The organism is Kitasatospora sp. Xyl93, from assembly GCF_055383135.1.
Map to the genome: position 1 here is coordinate 2,557,969 of NZ_AP029185.1, position 17,217 is coordinate 2,575,185.

Annotated in this window: 17 protein-coding genes; 2 read left to right on the forward strand and 15 right to left on the reverse strand. The window is 71.1% G+C overall.

All coding sequences use genetic code 11. The features are described from left to right. Nucleotides 1-3: 3 nt before the first annotated feature. The 12 genes from ACZ5GH_RS11270 to ACZ5GH_RS11325 all read right to left on the reverse strand — a co-directional run bounded on the left by ACZ5GH_RS11270 (nt 4) and on the right by ACZ5GH_RS11325 (nt 11,045). Complete coding sequence (locus tag ACZ5GH_RS11270; RefSeq protein ID WP_464334143.1) at nt 4-450, reverse strand: hypothetical protein; 447 nt, start codon at nt 448-450, stop codon at nt 4-6. A 463-nt stretch (nt 451-913) separates the two neighbouring features. After that, nucleotides 914-1,648: a hypothetical protein gene (locus ACZ5GH_RS11275; protein ID WP_464334144.1), complete on the reverse strand. Its 735-nt coding sequence runs from the start codon at nt 1,646-1,648 to the stop codon at nt 914-916. Continuing rightward, nucleotides 1,645-2,526, reverse strand: coding sequence for an NAD-binding protein (locus ACZ5GH_RS11280; RefSeq protein WP_464334145.1), 882 nt, complete (start codon nt 2,524-2,526; stop codon nt 1,645-1,647). The genes ACZ5GH_RS11275 and ACZ5GH_RS11280 overlap by 4 nt, the downstream gene beginning before the upstream one ends. Further along, nucleotides 2,526-3,524: a UDP-glucose 4-epimerase GalE gene (galE, locus tag ACZ5GH_RS11285; RefSeq protein ID WP_464334146.1), complete on the reverse strand. Its 999-nt coding sequence runs from the start codon at nt 3,522-3,524 to the stop codon at nt 2,526-2,528. Before galE ends, ACZ5GH_RS11280 begins: the two co-directional genes overlap by 1 nt. A 72-nt stretch (nt 3,525-3,596) precedes the next feature. Continuing rightward, entirely contained in the window at nt 3,597-4,247 is a 651-nt protein-coding gene (locus ACZ5GH_RS11290) for a hypothetical protein (protein WP_464334147.1), read from the reverse strand. A gap of 167 nt (nt 4,248-4,414) precedes the next feature. Beyond that, the gene (locus ACZ5GH_RS11295; RefSeq protein WP_464334148.1) at nt 4,415-5,296 is read right to left on the reverse strand and encodes a hypothetical protein; all 882 of its coding nucleotides are present in this window, start codon (nt 5,294-5,296) and stop codon (nt 4,415-4,417) included. A gap of 22 nt (nt 5,297-5,318) precedes the next feature. After that, complete coding sequence (locus tag ACZ5GH_RS11300; RefSeq protein ID WP_464334149.1) at nt 5,319-5,756, reverse strand: hypothetical protein; 438 nt, start codon at nt 5,754-5,756, stop codon at nt 5,319-5,321. Nucleotides 5,757-5,785: 29 nt separating this feature from the next. Continuing rightward, nucleotides 5,786-6,706 (reverse strand): phosphotransferase family protein, encoded by a 921-nt coding sequence (locus ACZ5GH_RS11305; protein WP_464334150.1) that lies wholly within the window; start codon nt 6,704-6,706, stop codon nt 5,786-5,788. Between the two features lie 149 nt (nt 6,707-6,855). Then, a complete protein-coding gene (locus tag ACZ5GH_RS11310) occupies nt 6,856-8,928 on the reverse strand; it encodes a hypothetical protein (RefSeq protein WP_464334151.1) in 2,073 nt (690 codons plus the stop codon). Beyond that, a complete protein-coding gene (locus tag ACZ5GH_RS11315; RefSeq protein WP_464334152.1) occupies nt 8,922-9,368 on the reverse strand; it encodes a hypothetical protein in 447 nt (148 codons plus the stop codon). The genes ACZ5GH_RS11310 and ACZ5GH_RS11315 overlap by 7 nt, the downstream gene beginning before the upstream one ends. A 70-nt stretch (nt 9,369-9,438) precedes the next feature. Beyond that, entirely contained in the window at nt 9,439-9,741 is a 303-nt protein-coding gene (locus ACZ5GH_RS11320; RefSeq protein ID WP_464334153.1) for a hypothetical protein, read from the reverse strand. A gap of 698 nt (nt 9,742-10,439) precedes the next feature. Next, entirely contained in the window at nt 10,440-11,045 is a 606-nt protein-coding gene (locus ACZ5GH_RS11325; RefSeq protein WP_464334154.1) for an ATP-binding protein, read from the reverse strand. Nucleotides 11,046-12,555: 1,510 nt separating this feature from the next. On the opposite strand from ACZ5GH_RS11325, the gene ACZ5GH_RS11330 reads away from it, so the two are divergent. Together ACZ5GH_RS11330 and ACZ5GH_RS11335 are read left to right on the forward strand one after the other, a co-directional pair. Then, a protein-coding gene (locus ACZ5GH_RS11330) for an IS3 family transposase (RefSeq protein WP_464334099.1) occupies nt 12,556-13,766 on the forward strand; the annotation gives its coding sequence in 2 pieces (ribosomal slippage) (nt 12,556-12,850 and nt 12,850-13,766; 1,212 coding nt in all). Between the two features lie 287 nt (nt 13,767-14,053). Beyond that, a complete protein-coding gene (locus ACZ5GH_RS11335; protein WP_464334155.1) occupies nt 14,054-14,953 on the forward strand; it encodes a phosphotransferase family protein in 900 nt (299 codons plus the stop codon). Between the two features lie 34 nt (nt 14,954-14,987). Here ACZ5GH_RS11335 and ACZ5GH_RS11340 read toward each other — a convergent pair whose 3' ends face one another. From ACZ5GH_RS11340 to ACZ5GH_RS11350, 3 genes are all read right to left on the reverse strand, one after another. Then, entirely contained in the window at nt 14,988-15,662 is a 675-nt protein-coding gene (locus tag ACZ5GH_RS11340; RefSeq protein WP_464334156.1) for an ASCH domain-containing protein, read from the reverse strand. A 120-nt stretch (nt 15,663-15,782) separates the two neighbouring features. Next, complete coding sequence (locus tag ACZ5GH_RS11345) at nt 15,783-16,634, reverse strand: helix-turn-helix domain-containing protein (protein ID WP_464334157.1); 852 nt, start codon at nt 16,632-16,634, stop codon at nt 15,783-15,785. Nucleotides 16,635-16,676: 42 nt separating this feature from the next. Beyond that, complete coding sequence (locus ACZ5GH_RS11350; protein WP_464334158.1) at nt 16,677-17,195, reverse strand: DUF6879 family protein; 519 nt, start codon at nt 17,193-17,195, stop codon at nt 16,677-16,679. Nucleotides 17,196-17,217 lie beyond the last annotated feature (22 nt).

Genomic DNA, 17,217 nt, shown 5'->3' on the forward strand with positions numbered 1-17,217 from the left:
CGGTCAGGTGAGCGTGGAAGGCCTGGGGTAGCCCTTCCGCTCGCAAGTAGCCGCCTCTTCATCGAGGTAGGCCAGGGCGCCCGCGTACCCGTGGGCGTCCAGCAGCATGACCGTGGTGCAGACCGCGATCATGTGGATGCGATCCAGGAAACATAGGCTGGCCATCGCTTTGGCGAAGCCGACCTCCCGAGCGGCAACCCGGCGTACGGCGGCTGTCGTCGCGAACTCGGACTCCGGTGGCGCCAGGGCCGCCACCTGATCGAGGTCTCGTACGTTCATGGGCGGCTCCCCGAGATCGCCGAGCAGATCGTCGTAAGACAAGACCAGCAGGGCGAGTACGAACTCCAGCCGGCCCGTGTCCAGGCCTTCAAGGCACGCTGCGACCTGAGCCCGGTCCCTCGTCACGTAGGCCCGCACCACGTCGATCCCACGCCACTTCGCGTCCACCATCCATGGGTGGCCTATCTCTGTCACGCCTCCATCTCTACCGGACTCACGAAGGCGCTGGAGGCGTTTCAGGGCTGGTTCACCAGTTCGGGGCAGCAGGAACACCTCGGCTCCCTTAACCCGGCACAATGCCCGGCCGCGAGGCCTCGGCCCACCTACCGGACGGTGCTGCCTGAAGCCCGTTTCGGACAGTTACCTATGGGGACAGTAAGCGGCCATCGGCGACCCTTTCTGCTGCGGCGTGGCGGACCTCCCTGCCGCTGCTGTCTGGTTGCCTCGACGATGCCGAGGCGGCGCATCAGCCAACTCGCCAAGACCAGCTTCTGCTCCGCCTCGTCACGGACATGTGACTGGTCAGCGCCATGAGTGCGGGGGAAGCGCCGTCCAGCTCGGCCCCGAACGGCGTCAGCGGCCCTTGTCGGACGACGAGCTGGAGGCATCCGGCGACGTGGCGGACCTGAGCCAGTCAATGCGAGAGGGTCGGTCGCGCAACGACGGCCGAGTCCGCACAGGGCAGGCCCTGGTTCTCGGTGAAGACGGCGTCGCGGACGGTGTCGGCGATGGTGAGGTGGGTGGGCGCGTCGAGGTAGAGGAGGGTGGAGCCGAGGGGGGTGATGTCGTGCTCGTCGACGAGGTCACGCAGGAGGCGCGGCAGGTCGTCAAGGTCCCCGGGAAGTCGGGGCAGATCGAAGGACGGCGCCATGCGGGCGACGGCGTTGCGGGCCTTCACCAGGTTGATCCTCGGCTCCTGAAGGGTGGCCTTGGCCAGATAGTAGGAGACGGGCTGGAGCGCCCAGGCCAGTGCCGTGTGCGCGCTGCCGACGTCAGGACCGGGCGGATCGAAGGCCACGGGACCGAGTCCGAGGCCGTCGCACAGCCACTCGGGCCGCATGCTGGTCCGGTAGTGCGCGTGGCCGGCCGCCTGGAACGCCGCGAGGGTGGTGACGGCAGCCGTCGCCTCGATCTGGAAGGCGTCGGCGATGCGCTGGAGAACCGGCTGCAGCACCGCGCGGGCGGCCGGGGCATCGGCCGCAGTGGCGACGACGGGCACCAGGTCGAGGTCGGAGGTAACGCGTCCACTGCGCCCGGTGCGGTGGTCGCCTCGGGCAAGGGAGCCAGATAGCGCGACGGACATGCCGGGGGTGGCGTGGAACTCGCGGGCCAGCTGGCGCAGGAGGTGGGGCAGGTCGTGGGAGTTCACGGCGTTCCTCGGGTGTCGGCGACGGCGGTGAAGTCGGCGTGGGGGCCGTGGCGCTTCTCGGCCTCGGTGAAGGCCTCCAGCGCGGCGGTGAGCAGCGGCAGGTCGCCCAGCAGGGTTCGGGCGTAGTCGAGGTCCTTGATCATGTGGCGGATGGCGAAGTCCGGGTCCTCGTAGGCGCCGGCTTGGATCCGGGGGAGTTTCTGGGCTGCGAGGGTGGCCATCCAGCCGTCGGTGGTGACGATGCGCGCGGCCTCGGCGTAGTCGGCACCGAGGTGGCGTGGCAGCTGCCGTGCGAACTCCCCTGCGGCGTGGAGGAGCGCGGCTCCCCAGGCGTTGAAGATCAGCTTGAAGCGCGCCGGGTTTCCGGGACGGGCGAAGGTGTAGCGGTGGCGGGTGAAGGCCGCCAGTGCGCGGTCCGCGGCGTCGTGAGCGGCGGGGGCGTGGAGGAACGCGGACAGGGTGCCAGCCCGGGCGCCAGGGCGGGAGCCGGTCACAGGGCACTCCCAGGGGATGCCGCCGAGGGCGGCGATCTCCTGATGCCACTGTTCGGCGCGCTCGGGGCTGATGGTGGACAGGTCCAGGCACGCCGGGTGGTGCTCGGTGACCGCGGCGGTGACGTGCTCGTGGGTCCAGAAGGCGTGTTGGCGACCGTCGGTCTCGAAGCAGCCGATGATCAGGTCGGGACGGGCGGCGACGACTTGGGCCGGGTTGACGAGGGGGATCGCAGGGTGGGGTGCTTGGGTGAGGTGGCGGCTGGCGAGGGCCACCCGGGTGTCGGGCAGGGCTGCGAGGTGGGGCAGGATGCCCGAGGTCAGTGCCCCGTAGCCGGCGACGACGATCGTCGTCGCCGGCCGGGGCGCATGTGAGGCAGGTGTCATCACTCGTCCTTGAGGATGGTGGGGCGGATCTCGATCCAGGCGAGGGCGGCGGCGATGCCTTCCTGGAGGCTGTACTCGGGGGTCCAGCCCAGCAGGGTGCGGGCACGGTCGATGGCGGGGTAAGCGCCCGCGATGTCACCGGGCCGCGGGTCGGCGAGGTGGTGGGAGAGCGGTTTGCCGGTGACGTCCTCGAACGCGCGGATGAGCTCGAAGACGGTGGTGCCGTTGCCGGAGCCAAGGTTGATGGGCAGGTAACGCGGGCCGCTCTCCGGTACGACGGTGTCGAAGCGGCGCACCGCCGCGATGTGGGCCCGGGCCAGGTCCTGGATGTGGACGTAGTCGCGGATGCCGGAGCCGTCGCGGGTGGGCCAGTTCGTGCCGGTGACCGGGTACGGTTCGCCGGCGAGGTAGCGGTCGATCATGACGCCGAGGGCGTGGGTGGGCCTGGTGGTCTGAAGCCCGGTGCGTAGCTTGGGGTCGGCGCCGATCGGGTTGAAGTAGCGCAGGGTGATGACGCGCAGCGGGGATCCGCCGGTGATGTCCTCCAACGCGCCTTCGAAGGCGGCCTTGGTGCGGGCGTACGGGGACAGCGGCCGGAGGGGGGCGTCTTCGGTGATGGCCTGGCCGGAGTCGTAGATCGCGGCCGACCCGGAGAACACCAGCCGGTGGCAGCCGTTGCGCAGCAGGTGGTTGACCAGGGCCAGGCCCTTGGTGACGTTGGTGTCGTAGTAGCCGATCGGGTCGGCGACCGACTCGGGGACGACGATGCGGGCGGCGCAGCCGATGGTGGCCTCGATGTCGGGGTGGTCGCGGAAGATCCGGTCGACCAAGCCGCCGTCGGCGATGTCGCCCCGGTAGAAGGTTCGGCCGGTGACGAACTCGGGCCGCCCGGTGGACAGGTCATCCAGGATGACGGGTTCGATGCCTTCGTCCAGGCAGGTGCTGGCGACGGTGGAACCGATGAATCCGGCGCCACCGGCGATGAGAACCTTGGTCATGTTTTCTCCCAAGTCGCTTTCCGTGCCCTGGAGTTGGGAACGGCGCGCGCAGCCTAGCAGCGATTGGCATGGTTAGTCGCGTTTGCCCCGTTCGACCGGTACGTGGTGGTTGACGGGGCGGTAGAGGCACCAGACCATCGTGGGCTGGAACTCGTGCAGGACGACAAGTCCGGCCTGTTGGACGACGTCGACCGAGCCGATGCAGCCTTCGACGCAGCCCTCGACGACCTGGCGCACGGCCAGAGGCTTGGCGTCGACGTAGCGGTGGTCGGCTCCCGGGAGATAGCGGTCGGCGAACGCCTTGGTCGCCGGGTGGAGTGCCAGGGTGCGGGGCCGCTGCACCGAGGGCGCGACGGCCAGGCACATCCGCTTGGTCGGCGACTCCCACACCCGGACGATCTCGATCTTGCCGAGGTGGCGGAAGTGGAGGTCCACCCAGAGGTCGGAGACCTCGTTGCCCGGTCGGTGCCGCTCGGCGTAGCCGGCCGCGACCATCGCGTGGCAGCCCTCGGTGATCGCGGTCTGCACGGCCAGCTCGAAGGACGGTGCGAGGACGACGTTCCCGAAGTGCCGTCGGGCTTCGGCCTCCGCGTCGGTGCCCTCCGGCCCGAGGGTGGCCACGGCCTGCGCGGGGCCGCCGATGCGCAGGATCCGGCCGGTGGGCCGGGGGCGGCGTTCCAGTGTCCCGGACATGCCGCGGCGAAGGAGGAGTCGGGTGGTCACGGTGAGGGCCTCCAGTTCGGGGTTGTCGGAGAGGGCTTGCCGCGGGAACCAGGCTGCGGCGGCGCCGAGGTCAGGGCGCCGGTCAGGGTGCGCGCGTCGTCGCCGAAGATGGCGGTCTGCGGGTGTCAGGGGGCGCGTCCATGGCACCCGTGGTGCCGGGCCGCGCCTCAGGGACGGGCGCTGTCGTCCTCGGTGGCGGCCTCCGTGACGGCCTCCTTGTGGCGGGTGAGCCACTGCGTCGGGTCCCTCAGGTCGGTGGCGGTCGGGTACAGGGCCTCGCGTCCCAGCGCCAGGCGCAGCAGCGGGTTCCCGCCGGCGCGGACGAGGGCTGCTGCGAACCGCTCCCCCTGGTCGACCTGCCGGGCGTTCGCCGGGTTGGCAGGGTCGGCGCGCAGCTGGGTGTAGAGGTCGCTGGGCCGCGGCTCGTCGGGCAGGGGCCCGGTCACGGCGTGTCCGCACAGGGCCGTGGCGACGAGACGTTCGACGTGCTGGCCGTACCCGGGGACCAGGGCGGCTGGCCTGCGTCGTCGGTGGGGTGGCAGTGTGCTGTCCAGTGCGGCGCACCTGAGTTGGGCCCAGGCCAGTTCGGGGTAGCAGGCGTACTGCGCCAGCGCGGTCAGCTGGTTGGCGAAGACGGTGATGAGCTGGCGGCTGGTGGGGTGCAGGTGCTGGTCGTAGACCTCGGGGATGATGGTCAGCTCGGGCTGTGCCGCGTCGTGGATGATGACCGCCGCCCGGCAGAGCGGGTAGAGGTGTCGGGCGGCCGTGCGGGCGGCGGCGCGGGCTTCGTCGGCCAGCGCGGGCGCGAGCTTCACCGCGTCGGTGTCGGCGGGCAGGCCGGCGATGGCGAGGCGGGTCAGGTACGCGTTGTGCTCGGCCTGCCGGTCGACGTACAGATCGGGGGTCACGGCGCGTACGACGACGCGGGCGGGCAGCGGGAAGGCGGACAGGTCCGTCACGTACGGGGCAGCGGCTTCGACCAGGGCGGCGTAGCGGCCGAGGTCAGCCGGTTCGAGGTGCGCGTCGTTGCGGTAGCGGAAGTCGGTCACGGGCGGTTCACTTCGCGGTCGGTCAGGAACGGGTGGCGGCGGGGTGGCCGGGGCGGCCGGTCGGCAGGGAGTCGGCGCCAATCAGGCGCAGGGCGGGCAGGCGGGAGCGTCCTTCTTCGGTGAGGTGCAGGAGGGTCCAGCCGTGCCAGACCGCGGCGCGGGCGAGTAGGCCGTCGTGGCGGCGTTCCACGGCCCGTGTCATCTCCCCGGGGGTGGCGAGGTAGGCGGTGGTGGTCTTCGGTGCTCCGGGCAGGGCGGCGGCCACGAGCCGCGCGGGGTTGGGGCCGCCGGGAGCGTGGACCTCGGCGCGCAGGCCGCCGCCGTACAGGGTGGTGGTGGAGAGGTACAGGCGGGGGTGGCCGCCGGTGGCGGCGGTCAGGGTCGGCTCGTCGGTGAGGTCGGCCAGCAGCAGCACGGGCAGACCGGTGCGGGTGACAAGGTCGCGCGCGCGGTCGCCCACCGTGCTCGTCGGCCGCGGGGCAGCGGCGGTCACTGTGCGGCCTGCGCTGCGGCGCGGGAGGCGGGCAGCCAGCCCCAGGGGGCGGGAGGGAAGGGGTGGGTGAGGACGGTGGCCAGGCGCCGGTCGGCCTCGTCCTGAAGCTCGGGCTCGGTGCGGGCGCACTCGGCGATGTAGAGCCACGCGGCGATGCCGAAGACCGGGGTCATCAGGCGGTAGGCGTCGTCGGCGGTGACGTCCTCGCCATAGGAGCGCACGAACTCCTCGTACCGCTCCGGCGGTGTGCCGTAGGCGTCGCGCGCCCACGCGGCGGCGGCCTGGTCCCATTGCCTGGGCCCGGTCGCGGTGCGCTCGAAGTCGATCAGTGCGGGACCGTCCGACGTCAGGATGCAGTTCGTCGGGGTCGCGTCGCCGTGGATCACGCACAGAGGGCCCCAGGGTGCGGCGCGCCACGCCTTGCGGGTGTCGGCCAGCACCGCGCGCAGGTGCCGCTCCTGGTCGGGGGCGAGTGTGTCCGGCGGCAGGTCGCGGATGCGCCCGGCCAGGGTTCTGCACGGGTCGAACCGGGTCAGGCCCAGGCCTGCGGGCACGGGCAGGGCGTGCAGGCGCCGCAGGACGCCGGCGAGGTCGGCCGGGCCGGGCGGGCGGTCGCCCAGGTCCTCGGCGAAGCCGACCTGGAGGTGGTAGCGACCGGAGTGGGTCAGCGGGTAGGTGGAGTTGCCGACGGGGCGCGGGGCCCGGATCCCGTTGTGGAGGAGCCACCTGGCGATCCGGGTGTCACGGACGGCCGTCTCGAAGGCGGTGCCCGGGGCCCACACTTTGGCGACGGCCCCGGACTTGGGCAGGCACCACGTGTGATGGGGGCCAGCTTGCAGGAGGACGGCTCCTCGCGGGTCGAGGCCGTTGCGCCGGGCCGTGGCGATGACCGCGGCGCAGCTTTCGTCGGGAGTCACGATGCACCTTCTGGAGAGGACGGGGTTGGAGGGCGCGGGGCCGCTCCCGGGTCGGGGGCCGGCTGGGCGTGCGGGGATGCGGTTTCCGGTGACGCGGTGGGTGACGGCGGCGGTGCTGGGAAGGCGGGCGGGCGATCCCGCGTCACCGGTCACAGAGCGACGCCGAGACGCGTGGCCGCGTTGGTGACGGCCTTGAGGTCGGACGGACTGCCCGCGTAGAACTGGCGGGCGAAGCTCAGGAGTTCGGTGGCCTGTTGCCGGTGGCCGCGGCTGGCGGCCAGTTCGCCGGACCACAGCAGGACGCGGCCCTGCCACAGGTGGGCCCTGTCGGTGACGAAGTGGTTCATCGCCTCGGCGTACGCCGTCTCGGCGGGGCCGGGCGATCCCCGCAGAGCGAGGATGCGGCCCTCCCACGCCCGGGCGCGGCCGGCGTTCAGACCGTCGCCGACGCAGGTCAGTTCCTGGTAGGCGTCGCGTAGGTGCGCGAGCGCGGTGTCGTCCTCGCCGAGATCGTGGAGGGCAGCGGCCAGCGCCACCCTGATGACGCCGGTGTCGCGGACGTTGTCCAGCGCGGAGCGCCGGTTCAGCGCCTCGGTCAGGTAGACGTGCGCGAGTCCCGGGTTGCCGGATTCATGGGTCGCGACGCCGAGGTCGTTCAGGTGCTGTGCCTGGGCGACGGCGTCTTGGTCTTCCGCGGCGAGCGCGAGGGCCGCGCCGCAGTCCTCGATGGCGCCGCCGTACTCGCCCGTCGCGCGCCGCACGGTGGCTCGCGCACCGAACAGCTCACGCAAGAGGAACCGGCCGCCGGGGTCGGGCGCGGTCCGGGCGAGGCGTTGGGCGGCGGGGATCGCGAGTTCGTATGTCAACTGCCACAGCGCGTAGGGGCGCTGGCGCAGCAGCCACGGCCACCAGGCATGGGCGAGGTGCGTGGTGATGTCGTCGAGGCCGTGACGGGTGGAGGTCTCCAGGGCGGTGCGCAGGTGGGTGTCGCAGTGTGCGAACCAGGCCAGGGCCTGCCGCTTGTCGGTGAGGTCGGCGCGGTGGGCCGGCGGGTGGCGCAGGTACGGCTCGACGCTGCGGCGGAAGGGGTGCAGGGTGCGGGAGGCCGCGTGGGCCTCGGCCAGCAGCCAGTCCAGGGCGCGGCGACGGATGGTGTCGACCTCGTCGGCGCCATCCGTCCGTCGGCTCAGGGCGGCGGCTCGGCGGCGGCCGCCCGCGCTGGTGAAGTAGTAGTGCCCGTCACCGTTGTCGGCCGGGTGGATGAGACCGGCCTGCGTGAGGGAGGTCAGGTGGCCGTAGGTGGCCGACGGGTCGAGGGCGGTGGCCGCGCCCGCCATCGCGGCGTCGATCCGGGTGCCGGGCAGCGGCAGCGCACCGAGGGCCCGGTAGACGCGGGCGGTTTCCGGGGCGAGGGCCTGGTAGGTCTGGGCGACGGCTGCGGTCAAGACGGTCTCCAACGGTGTGCCCGGCGGTGTGGTCTGGAGGGTGAACGGACGCCCTGCGGCCAGGTGGGCGCCGGCGAGGGCGAGGGCCAGCGGCACGCCGCGGCAGGTGGCGGCGAGGGCCGCGAGGTCGGACGTGGCACCCGCTTCTCCGGCGGTGGCCGCGAGGAGTTGGTGGGAGGCGTCCGGTGGTAGCGGCCCAAGCGCCCGGTGGTGGGCGCCGTCGGCCAGCAGGCCGGCCAGCGGGCGGCGGGACGTGATGACGACCAGCGACCCGTCGGCGGGCATCAATGCCCGCACTTGCTCGTCGTCGGCGGCGTTGTCCATCAGGACCGCCACCGGCCGGGAGGCGGTGAGTGTACGCAGCAGGGCGCGGGCTTCCTCGGGGTCGGCGGGCGGCTGGGTGATGCCCAGGGCTCGCAGCCAACGAGCGGTGACGTCGTCCGGGTGGGTGGGGCTGGCGGTGGTGTGGGCTCCGAGGTCGGCGAAGAGCTGGCCGCCGGGCGGATGGCCGTGCTGGTGGAGCGTGTGCAGGGCGAGGGTGGTCTTGCCGATGCCCGCCGGGCCGGTGAGCAGCACCGGAATCGGGGCGTCTTGGCGCAGGACTTCGGCGAGGGCGGCGGTCAGGTCCTCGCGGTCCACCATCGGGCGGCGCCGAGGCAGTTGGCGCGGCACTGGGGGCGGGGGCGGGGTGTGTAGGGTGATGCCGCCGAACACGGTGTGGGCCTGTACCGTCGCCCCGAAGACCGTGGCGCCCGTGATCGAGTTGTGGGTCACCACGGAGCCGTCCCCGGGAGGTCTCCGGCGCGAAGGCGCGCTCGTCCGGCGCCCGGCCCGGTGGCGTGGGTGGCGATCTCCTCCAGGCACACGAGCGTCACACACACGCGGCGCACCAGGTCCAGCGCCGACCAGTGCTCGCCCTGCCGCAGCGCCGAGTCGGCGTCGTGGAGTTGGTGGGCCAGCATGGTCAGCAGAACGGGCCGCGGGCCGTCGCCTTCGGTACGGCGCAGTCGGCAGGCGGTGACCTCCAGTGCCTCTGCGAGCCGCTCCACCGATGGATCAGCCAGGTGCGGGCCGCCCAGGCGCGACACTTCGTCGGCGATCCGGTCGAGTGAGACTCCCAGCGGAAGCAGCGGCACGCCGTTCGCGAACGGCACACTCCCCAGCTTCTTCGCGGCCCATAACTGAAGGACCTCGAAGCACGGACCGTCGGTTGTCACCGGTGCTCTCCTGTATCGGCGCGAGATGGGGAGGTGTGTCGGGGGCGGGAGGTTCACGGGGGCGGGTCTGTCACCCGGCCGCGGCGAGCGGGCTGTGGGAGAGGGCCAGGGCTTCGGCGAGGCGGTGCGGATTGGTGAGCACCGCGCAGTGGCCCGGCAGCGCCCTCGGGGGGCGCAACCACCGGCGCCCGACCGCCCGCCTGCCGGGCGAGGGGCACATGACCACCGGTGGCGGGTCCTGGCCCGGGCCGATCAGCTCGACGTCGCCCCTCTGCGGCACAGGCGGGGCACCGGGCACGAAGACGTCGACGACGCCGGCCCACTCGTCGACGATCACCGGGCCGACCAGCTCGGGAGCGTGCGCGACCAGCACGGCGATGGCGGCTCGGCCCAGCGGTTCCGGTATTCGTACTACCGCGGCGGAGGTTCCGAGCGGAACGGGGACTGCGTGACCGTGTGCCCAGGCCAGCCAGGTACCTCCGGGGTCACGGGTGAGCCCGGCAATCCAGCGCATGCCCTCGATCACCTGACGCAAGTGGGTTTGTGGAACGAAAGGGGTGGGTGTCATCTCGGTCTCTGTGTCGAGTAGTTGGTTGGCGGCCCGGCGTGCGGGGCTGGTGCTTCCGGCCTCGGGCATGCGGGGCCCGCCCGGGGCGACTTCGCCGTGTGGCCGTGACCGGCGCTCCCCCGGTGGTGATCGGGGGCAGGCGGCCGTGGTTCCTCGTTGCCGACCGCGAGCTGTTCGGCGGTCGGCAACGGGGTCCTCGGGTGCCCGCGTGGCGGGCCTTCCGTCAGGGGCGTTCAGGGGTGAGTTGCCCGGCCGCCCCTCGCCGGGGGGACTTGGGAGCGGCCGGGCAGCTGCTGCCTTCCCGCTGTGCGGGCAATGGGAAGGCTGCAGCATGGGCGCCGGGGCCGAAGTCGTGGTCGGCCCCGTTGCGCGGCCGCCGCCGGAGGCGGGCCGCGCCTGCCCTCGACAGGGCGGTGTGAGCCCGGCTGGCCTACCGGCGGGGGCGGAGGCCAGCCGGGAGCTGGGTGGTGGGCTCCGGCGCATGCCGGGTCTGCGGGCGCCGGCTACGCGGCGGTGCGCCCCCTGTGGCGCCGGCTCGGCCAGTGCCGCCTGGCCGCACCCTTGCGGGCGAAAACCGGCACGGAGCCCAGGCCCCGCGTCGGGGCCGGTATGACGGACTCCGGTGGCACTTCCGCCGTCGTGGCGGTGACCTCGCCGAAGGCCCTCGATTCCAGTTCCACGTTGACGTCGAACCAGACCGACCAGCCGGTGGGAGTCCCCCGGGCGTCGAGGCGCTGGTGCCAACCGACGTCCTCGGCGTAGCCGATGGCAACGGTGATCCCTCGGCCGCCGAGCGCGGTCAGGTCCTCGGCTCGACTGCCCATGTCGGGCACCGTTACACACGGGTCGGTGACGGTGATCCGAAGCCGGCCAGTCTGGAGGTCGAGGTCGCCCTCGATCAGCAACTCGGCGTCGAGGGCGGCGCGTTCAGCGCCGTACTTCACCGCGTTGTCGACGAACTCGGATGCACACAGGCGGACGGTGTACGCCTGGTCGGAAGTGAGGGCGACCCCGCAGAGGCTCCTCACCCGTTCGAGGAGCAGGTTGCGGATGGCGCCCGCCGAGGCGGTTCTCAGCGGGGTCTTGATCTGTAGGACACGGCGGTACATGGCAGATCCTCCGGGCTGTGCATGGGCAGATGTTCCCGGGCCGTTGGCGAGGGTGTTGGCTCGCGGCGGTCATCGCGTGTTCACAGAGACTCGCTGCACCGGACCGGGGAGGCAAACAGAAGAAATTGCTGGTCTGGAATGAAGTTGCTGATTTGCACGCGCCCGTTTGCCGAACCAGTAAGTATTTACTGCTTTTGACGTTCAGTCAGTAACGCTCGACAGCTAAGCTGCCTACAGATGGCAGAGATGAGGTGAACCATGAGCCACGGACCGTCCTGTGCAGCGCGCATCCGGGCCAACGCCGCGGCAGCCGGATGGACGGCTGACGAGACGGTGAGCCTGATCGTTGAGTGCTGCGAGGTGACACTTCTGCGCGGCCACCGGCTCGCAAGAGGGTGGACGCGCCAGCAGGCCGTCAAAAAGCTAGTCGCCCTGTGCGACGAACTGGCACTCAACCGCCCCAGCTTGGATGCCGAGCAACTGGGCGCGTGGGAACGAAGCGCCCGCGTGCCTCGCGCTCAAACCATCGATCTGCTGTGCCGCCTCTATCAAACCGACGCAGAAGGGCTGGGATTCACCGGCGGCTACCGAACGGGCACACACGCCTCGGCGACCGCGTTCTCGCCGCCCACCCCGCCAGGTACTCTGCCAGCGAGGCGTCCAGCCATGACCGCGCCGCTTGGGCCCAGTGACCCGCTCGATGCCGCGGCCCGTTTCCATCGGCGCGCCATTGAACGCACGCTGGCCAGCACGACGCTCACTACGGGTGAGCTGGAGTCTCTTGACGGAAAGCTCTTCGCCCTGAGGCGCGACTACATCTTCGATCCACCCATGGTGATGCTGGCCCGGTTGCTGAACACCGTGGAGGAGGTCCGGCAATACTCCGAGGAGAGGCAGCCGGCGCTCGTCCAGGTTCGGCTGTCCGAGATGATCGCGGTGCTGTCCACTCTGATCGCGGACTCGCTGATGAAACTGGGACGGCGGGAGCACGCCGAGGATTGGTATGGGACCGCCAAGTCGGCTGCGGATGACAGCGGCAATCGCGAACTGCGGACACGAGTGCGGGTGCAAGCAGCAATGCTGCCCTTCTACTACGGGCCCTTGGCCGAGGCGGCAGCCCTCACTCACGAGGCCGTGCTTCTCAACCGTGGGCGGCCGTCCGCAACGGGAGCGTTCGCCGCTGCGGCAGACGCGCGGATCAAGGCCCGTCAGGGAGATGTCGAAGGCGCTCGCGCCGCAATCGCGCAGGCCCGCGCACTGTTCGAGCGCACCCCGCAAGCCGCCCCGGAAGACGACGCCTGGGCATTCCCCTACCGCCGACTCCAGCTGTACCTGTCTGGCGCCTTCACCGCACTCGGAGATACGGTGCACGCCGGCCGGGCCCAAGAGGAGGCGCTGCGCTTGTACCCCGACCACACTGGCATCGACCCGGCGCGGGCCCTGACCCCGGATGTTGGACACCAGAGACACTTGGATCTTGATGGTCCGGGTGGACAGGAGTCCTGCACAGATGGTGATGAAGCACTACCCGCCGCAGTTCAAGGTGGACGCGGTCGCGTTGTACCGGTCCCGGCCGGGGGCGACGATCAAGTCGGTCGCCGAGGACCTCGGGGTGAACACCGAGACCCTGCGCAACTGGATTCGGACCGCCGACGGACGCCGTCCCGCCTCGCACTCGGCGGCCGGGGCTCTCGCGGCGGTTCCGGCCGCTGACGCGGTGCAGGCCGAGCTGGCGGCCGCGCGCAAGAGGATCCGCGAGCTGGAGGAGGAGCGCGACATCCTGCGCAAGGCCGCCCGGTATTTCGCAGGGGAGACGCGCTGGTGAACCGCTGCCAGTTCGTTGCCGACCACCAGCGCCGCTACGGCGTCAAGCGGTTGTGCCAGGTCCTGGGCATCGCCCGGTCCAGCTTCTACTACTGGCAGACCACCGCCCCCGACCGCGCCGCCCGGCAGGCCGCGGACGCCGAGGTCACCGCGCGGATACGCGCGGTCCACGCCGCCTCGGACGGCACCTACGGCGTCCCGCGCGTCACGGCCGAGCTCCGCGACCAGGGCGACGTCGTGAACCACAAGAAGGTCGCCCGGCTGATGAACGCCGCCCAGATCGCCGGGCTGCGGCTGCGGCGCAAGCACCGCACCACCATCGCGGACCCCGCCGCGGCGAAGGCCCCGGACCTGGTCGGCCGCGACTTCACCGCCGAGCAGCCCAACCGGAAGTACGTCGGCGACATCACGTATCTGCCGGTCGGCGGCGGCAAGTTCTGCTATCTCGCGACCGTGATCGACCTGTGCTCGCGCCGGCTGGCCGGCTGGGCAATCGCCGACCACATGCGCGCCGAGCTGGTCATCGACGCCCTGGCCGCGGCCGAGCGGACCCGCGGCAGCCTGCACGGGGCGGTGATGCACACCGATCACGGCTCCCAGTACAGCAGCAGGGTCTTCGCCGAGGCCTGCCGCCGGGCCGGCGTCCGGCAGTCGATGAGCGCGGTCGGGTCCAGCGCTGACAACGCGCTCGCGGAGAGCTTCAACGCGACGGCGAAACGCGAGACCCTCCAAGGCCGAAAGAGCTGGTCAAGCGAGCGCGAGGCCCGCCTGGAGCTCTTCCGCTGGCTCCACCGCTACAACACAGTCCGCCGCCACAGCAGCCTCGGATACCGCAGCCCGATCGCCTACGAGACCGCCCTCAGCACAACATCAACTACACTCGCCCAAGCCGCATAACCCCGTGTCCAACATCCGGGGTCAGGGCCCCGCTGCTGCGTCTGGAACAGGCCATGTGCCTCGTTCGCCAGCGAAGCGTATCCGAGGCCTGCCAGCTGGCCAGGGACACCTACTTGGCGGTGCCCGAGGACCACCGCACTCAGATCCTCGGCGCCCGCGCAGCGGATATCATCAAGATAACGCCGCGGGAAGTGCGGCCCCGTGCGGCTCGAGAACTCGGCGAACTTCTCGCTCTCCCACTCGGCCGGACGTGACAGATAGTTGCCCTGCCAGGCAGCCTGGCAAGTATGAGTGCTCCGGTTGTCCGGATCGGCGGCTTCGCCGAATCCGACGTTGTCACAGTCCTCAACGCCGCATGCGACCAAGCCGGGCTTGACCCGGCCGGTGCGGAGATGTTGCGCGGCCACACCAACGCCGTCTACCTGCTGCCGGCCGCCGGGGCGGTCGCCAAGATTGCGAGAGCGGGCACGCCCCTGCAGAGCGTCCGCCGTACGGTCCAGCTCGTTCGGTGGCTCACCAGCATGAACTTTCCGACCGTCGAGTTGCTGCGGGTGCAGCAGCCGGTAGTGGTCTCCGGTCATGCCGTGACGTTCTGGCAGTACCTCCCCCAGCACCGGCCGGTTCCGGCCGCGTACCTTGCCGCTCCGCTGCGTCTTCTTCACAGCCTTCCGATGCCTCCCTTCGAGGTTCGCCCCGTCGACACCGCCGGGGCAATCAGGCAGTCGATCTCGGCGATCAGCGCGTTGCCGCCGGAGCATCTTGCTTTCCTGGCGGGCCGGTTGAACGAACTGGAAGCGGATCTCGCCCAGGTGCAGTACGTCCTACCTCCTGGGCTAGTGCAGGGTGACCCTCAGCACCGGAATGCCCTGCACTGCGGAAACGCTGCGGTCCTGTGCGACTGGGACACCGCATGCGTCGGGCAGCCTGAACTCGACCTCGTCACAGTCGAGATCCACTGTCGCCGCTTCGGCTACGGCCGCTCCCACTACCGCGACTTCGCCGACGGATACGGCTTCGATGTGACGTCGTGGCAGGGCTTTCCCGTGCTGTCCGGGCTCCGGGAGCTGCGGATGATCACGACGAATGCCAAACGGGCAACCGTCGGCAGCTCGACTCTCGCTGAGGTGTGTCGCCGGATCGAAGGTCTACGCTCCAGCGACGACGAGCTCCACTGGAACATCCTCTGATCCAACAGCTGGCCGATACTGCCTGACGCGCTGCCTAGACCGAGCTGCCGGGGAACTGTCGTGCGATCTCGATGGCGAGCGCGCCGCGCTGTTCCTTCTCCGCCGGATAGATGCCGCGCAGGGCCGCGAGGATGCCGTTGCGGTCGGTGGTCGGGTTGATCACGCGGGGGTCTTCGTGGTCGAGGAGTGCGACGAAGTCCGGGTAGCGGTCGACGCGGACGACGGCGCAGGCAACCGGACTGGCGTCGTCGGTGCGGAAGGAGATGCGGTCGCCGGGCCTGATCGCGGTCTTGGCCGGGCTGGCGGTTCGGACTTCGACGGTCTTCTCCCCGGAGGCGACGAGGCGGTGGTACTCGGGCAGGAGGTGCAGGTCGTGCGTCGCGCCGGAGGCACGGGAGTCGGGCAGGGCGCGGCGGGCGATCCGGTCCAGGTGCGCGCGGAAGACCGTCGCCGCCTGCGGGGTGCGGCTGCGCAGCGCGACCATGGCGGTGATGATCACGTCGCACAGCTCGGCCTGGACGTCGGCTTCGGTGTGGCTGCGGCCCTTGCGCGGGTTGGTGCCGAGCACCCCGGCGAGGGCTTCGGTGACTTCGCCGACCTCCTCACTGAGTTTGAGGATGCGCATCAGCTGTTCCTGTTCGGCCGGCAGGGCGGCGTTGGCGTCGTGCCATTCGACGAGCCGGGCAACGGTGTCCCAGGGGTACGTCACGGGCTTTCTCCTTACGGGCCGGAGCTGCCCGTCGCGGTGTGGACGGGGCAGCCGGGTCGTAATCGACCGTAGCGGCTAGGTCACTCAGGGTGGCGCACGGTTGCGAGTAGTTGCGTGCCGTCACTGGTGGCGTTTGAGTGCGGAGGCGATCCTGTGCCGTGCCGCGTGTCCGAACAGCGCCATCTCGGCGAAGGTGGCGAACGCGTCGGCGTACATGGCGATCTCGTGAGGTTGGGTCAGTCGGAGGTGGCCGCTGATCAGTTCGACGGAGGTCTGCGTGTCGTCGAACATGTAGAAGTCCTCGGCCGGGGAGCGGCGTCGGCCGGTGTGGATGGGAATGATGCCGAGGCTCACGGTGGGTCTGGTGCTGAACTCGATGAGGGTCCCGAGCTGGCTAGCCATCGTCGCGGCGTCAGCAACGGAGCCATGGAGTACCGATTCCTCGATCACAACCGCAAAGGTGCGGCGGCCATGGTGCAGCATGGCCTGGCGGTCCATCCGGGCGTCAACGGCGGCTTCGACGTCGTCGGCCGTGTTGCGGGCACGCTGCACCGCGGTGAGGACTGCCCGGGTGTACTCGCGGGTCTGGAGCATCCCGGGCAGCACGCGGTGTGCGTACACACGGAAGTGCCGGGTGCGGCGGTACAGGTCGAGGACGGAGTCCTGGGCGTGGCGCAGGCCGGTCTTCTCCAGGCGGCGCCACTCGACGTACATGGAGTCCACGGCGCGGGAGGCCGCGATCAGGTCATCTGCCTGGCCGGGTGCGTTGCAGGCCCGACACCAGGCGCGGATGTCGGCGTCGGAGGGGCCTGCCTTTCCGTCCTGGATGCGGGACGTCTTGGCGGGGTGCCAGCCGCAGCGTCGGGAGAGTTCGCGGCCGGTGATTCCGGCGTCCCGGCGCAGGTCACGCAGCCGCTCGGCCAAGGCCTTGCGGGCGGCGATGACGCTGGAGGAGGGGGTGTAGGAGGGCACGGAGGTCAGCTGGTGGTGGGCGCGGCGGGTCCTCGCTGCCGGTCAGAAGGTGAACTGGTCGTGCGGGAGCGCGCGGGTCCAGACGTCGTCGAACGCCCGCGAGCACAGGGCGACCGCGGCGGGGTCGTCCGTGAGCTCCCCGCCGAGGGAGTCGCCGTCGCCGTTGAAGTGGCCCCAGCGCACCAGGCGATCGTCGAACAGCCAGAAGTCGTTGCCAGGCAACGCGATCAGCGACGCGTCCTTGCGAGGCAGCCAGCGGACCTGCTCGCCGGCCACCACGTTCGGGAACGTCACGTCGTACTCGTAGCGGATGTACTCGCTCGGAGGCATCGACACGATCCGGGCGCGCCGGACCTCCACTCCGCGTCCGACGGCCTCGGCGATGACGTCGAGCCAGGGCCGCCACCACGAGGAACGGTCACTGGGGTTGACCCGGTGCCCTGCCCTCCAGGCGTCGAGTGCGGGGTCGTTCTGCGTGTATCCGTCACGCATCTCCAGGTGAACGGCCGTCCGTACCGTGGCCTTCAGCAGCTCGTCGATCCGCGCCGCGCTCGGCGACATCGCACGCCTCCCTCAACGCCCG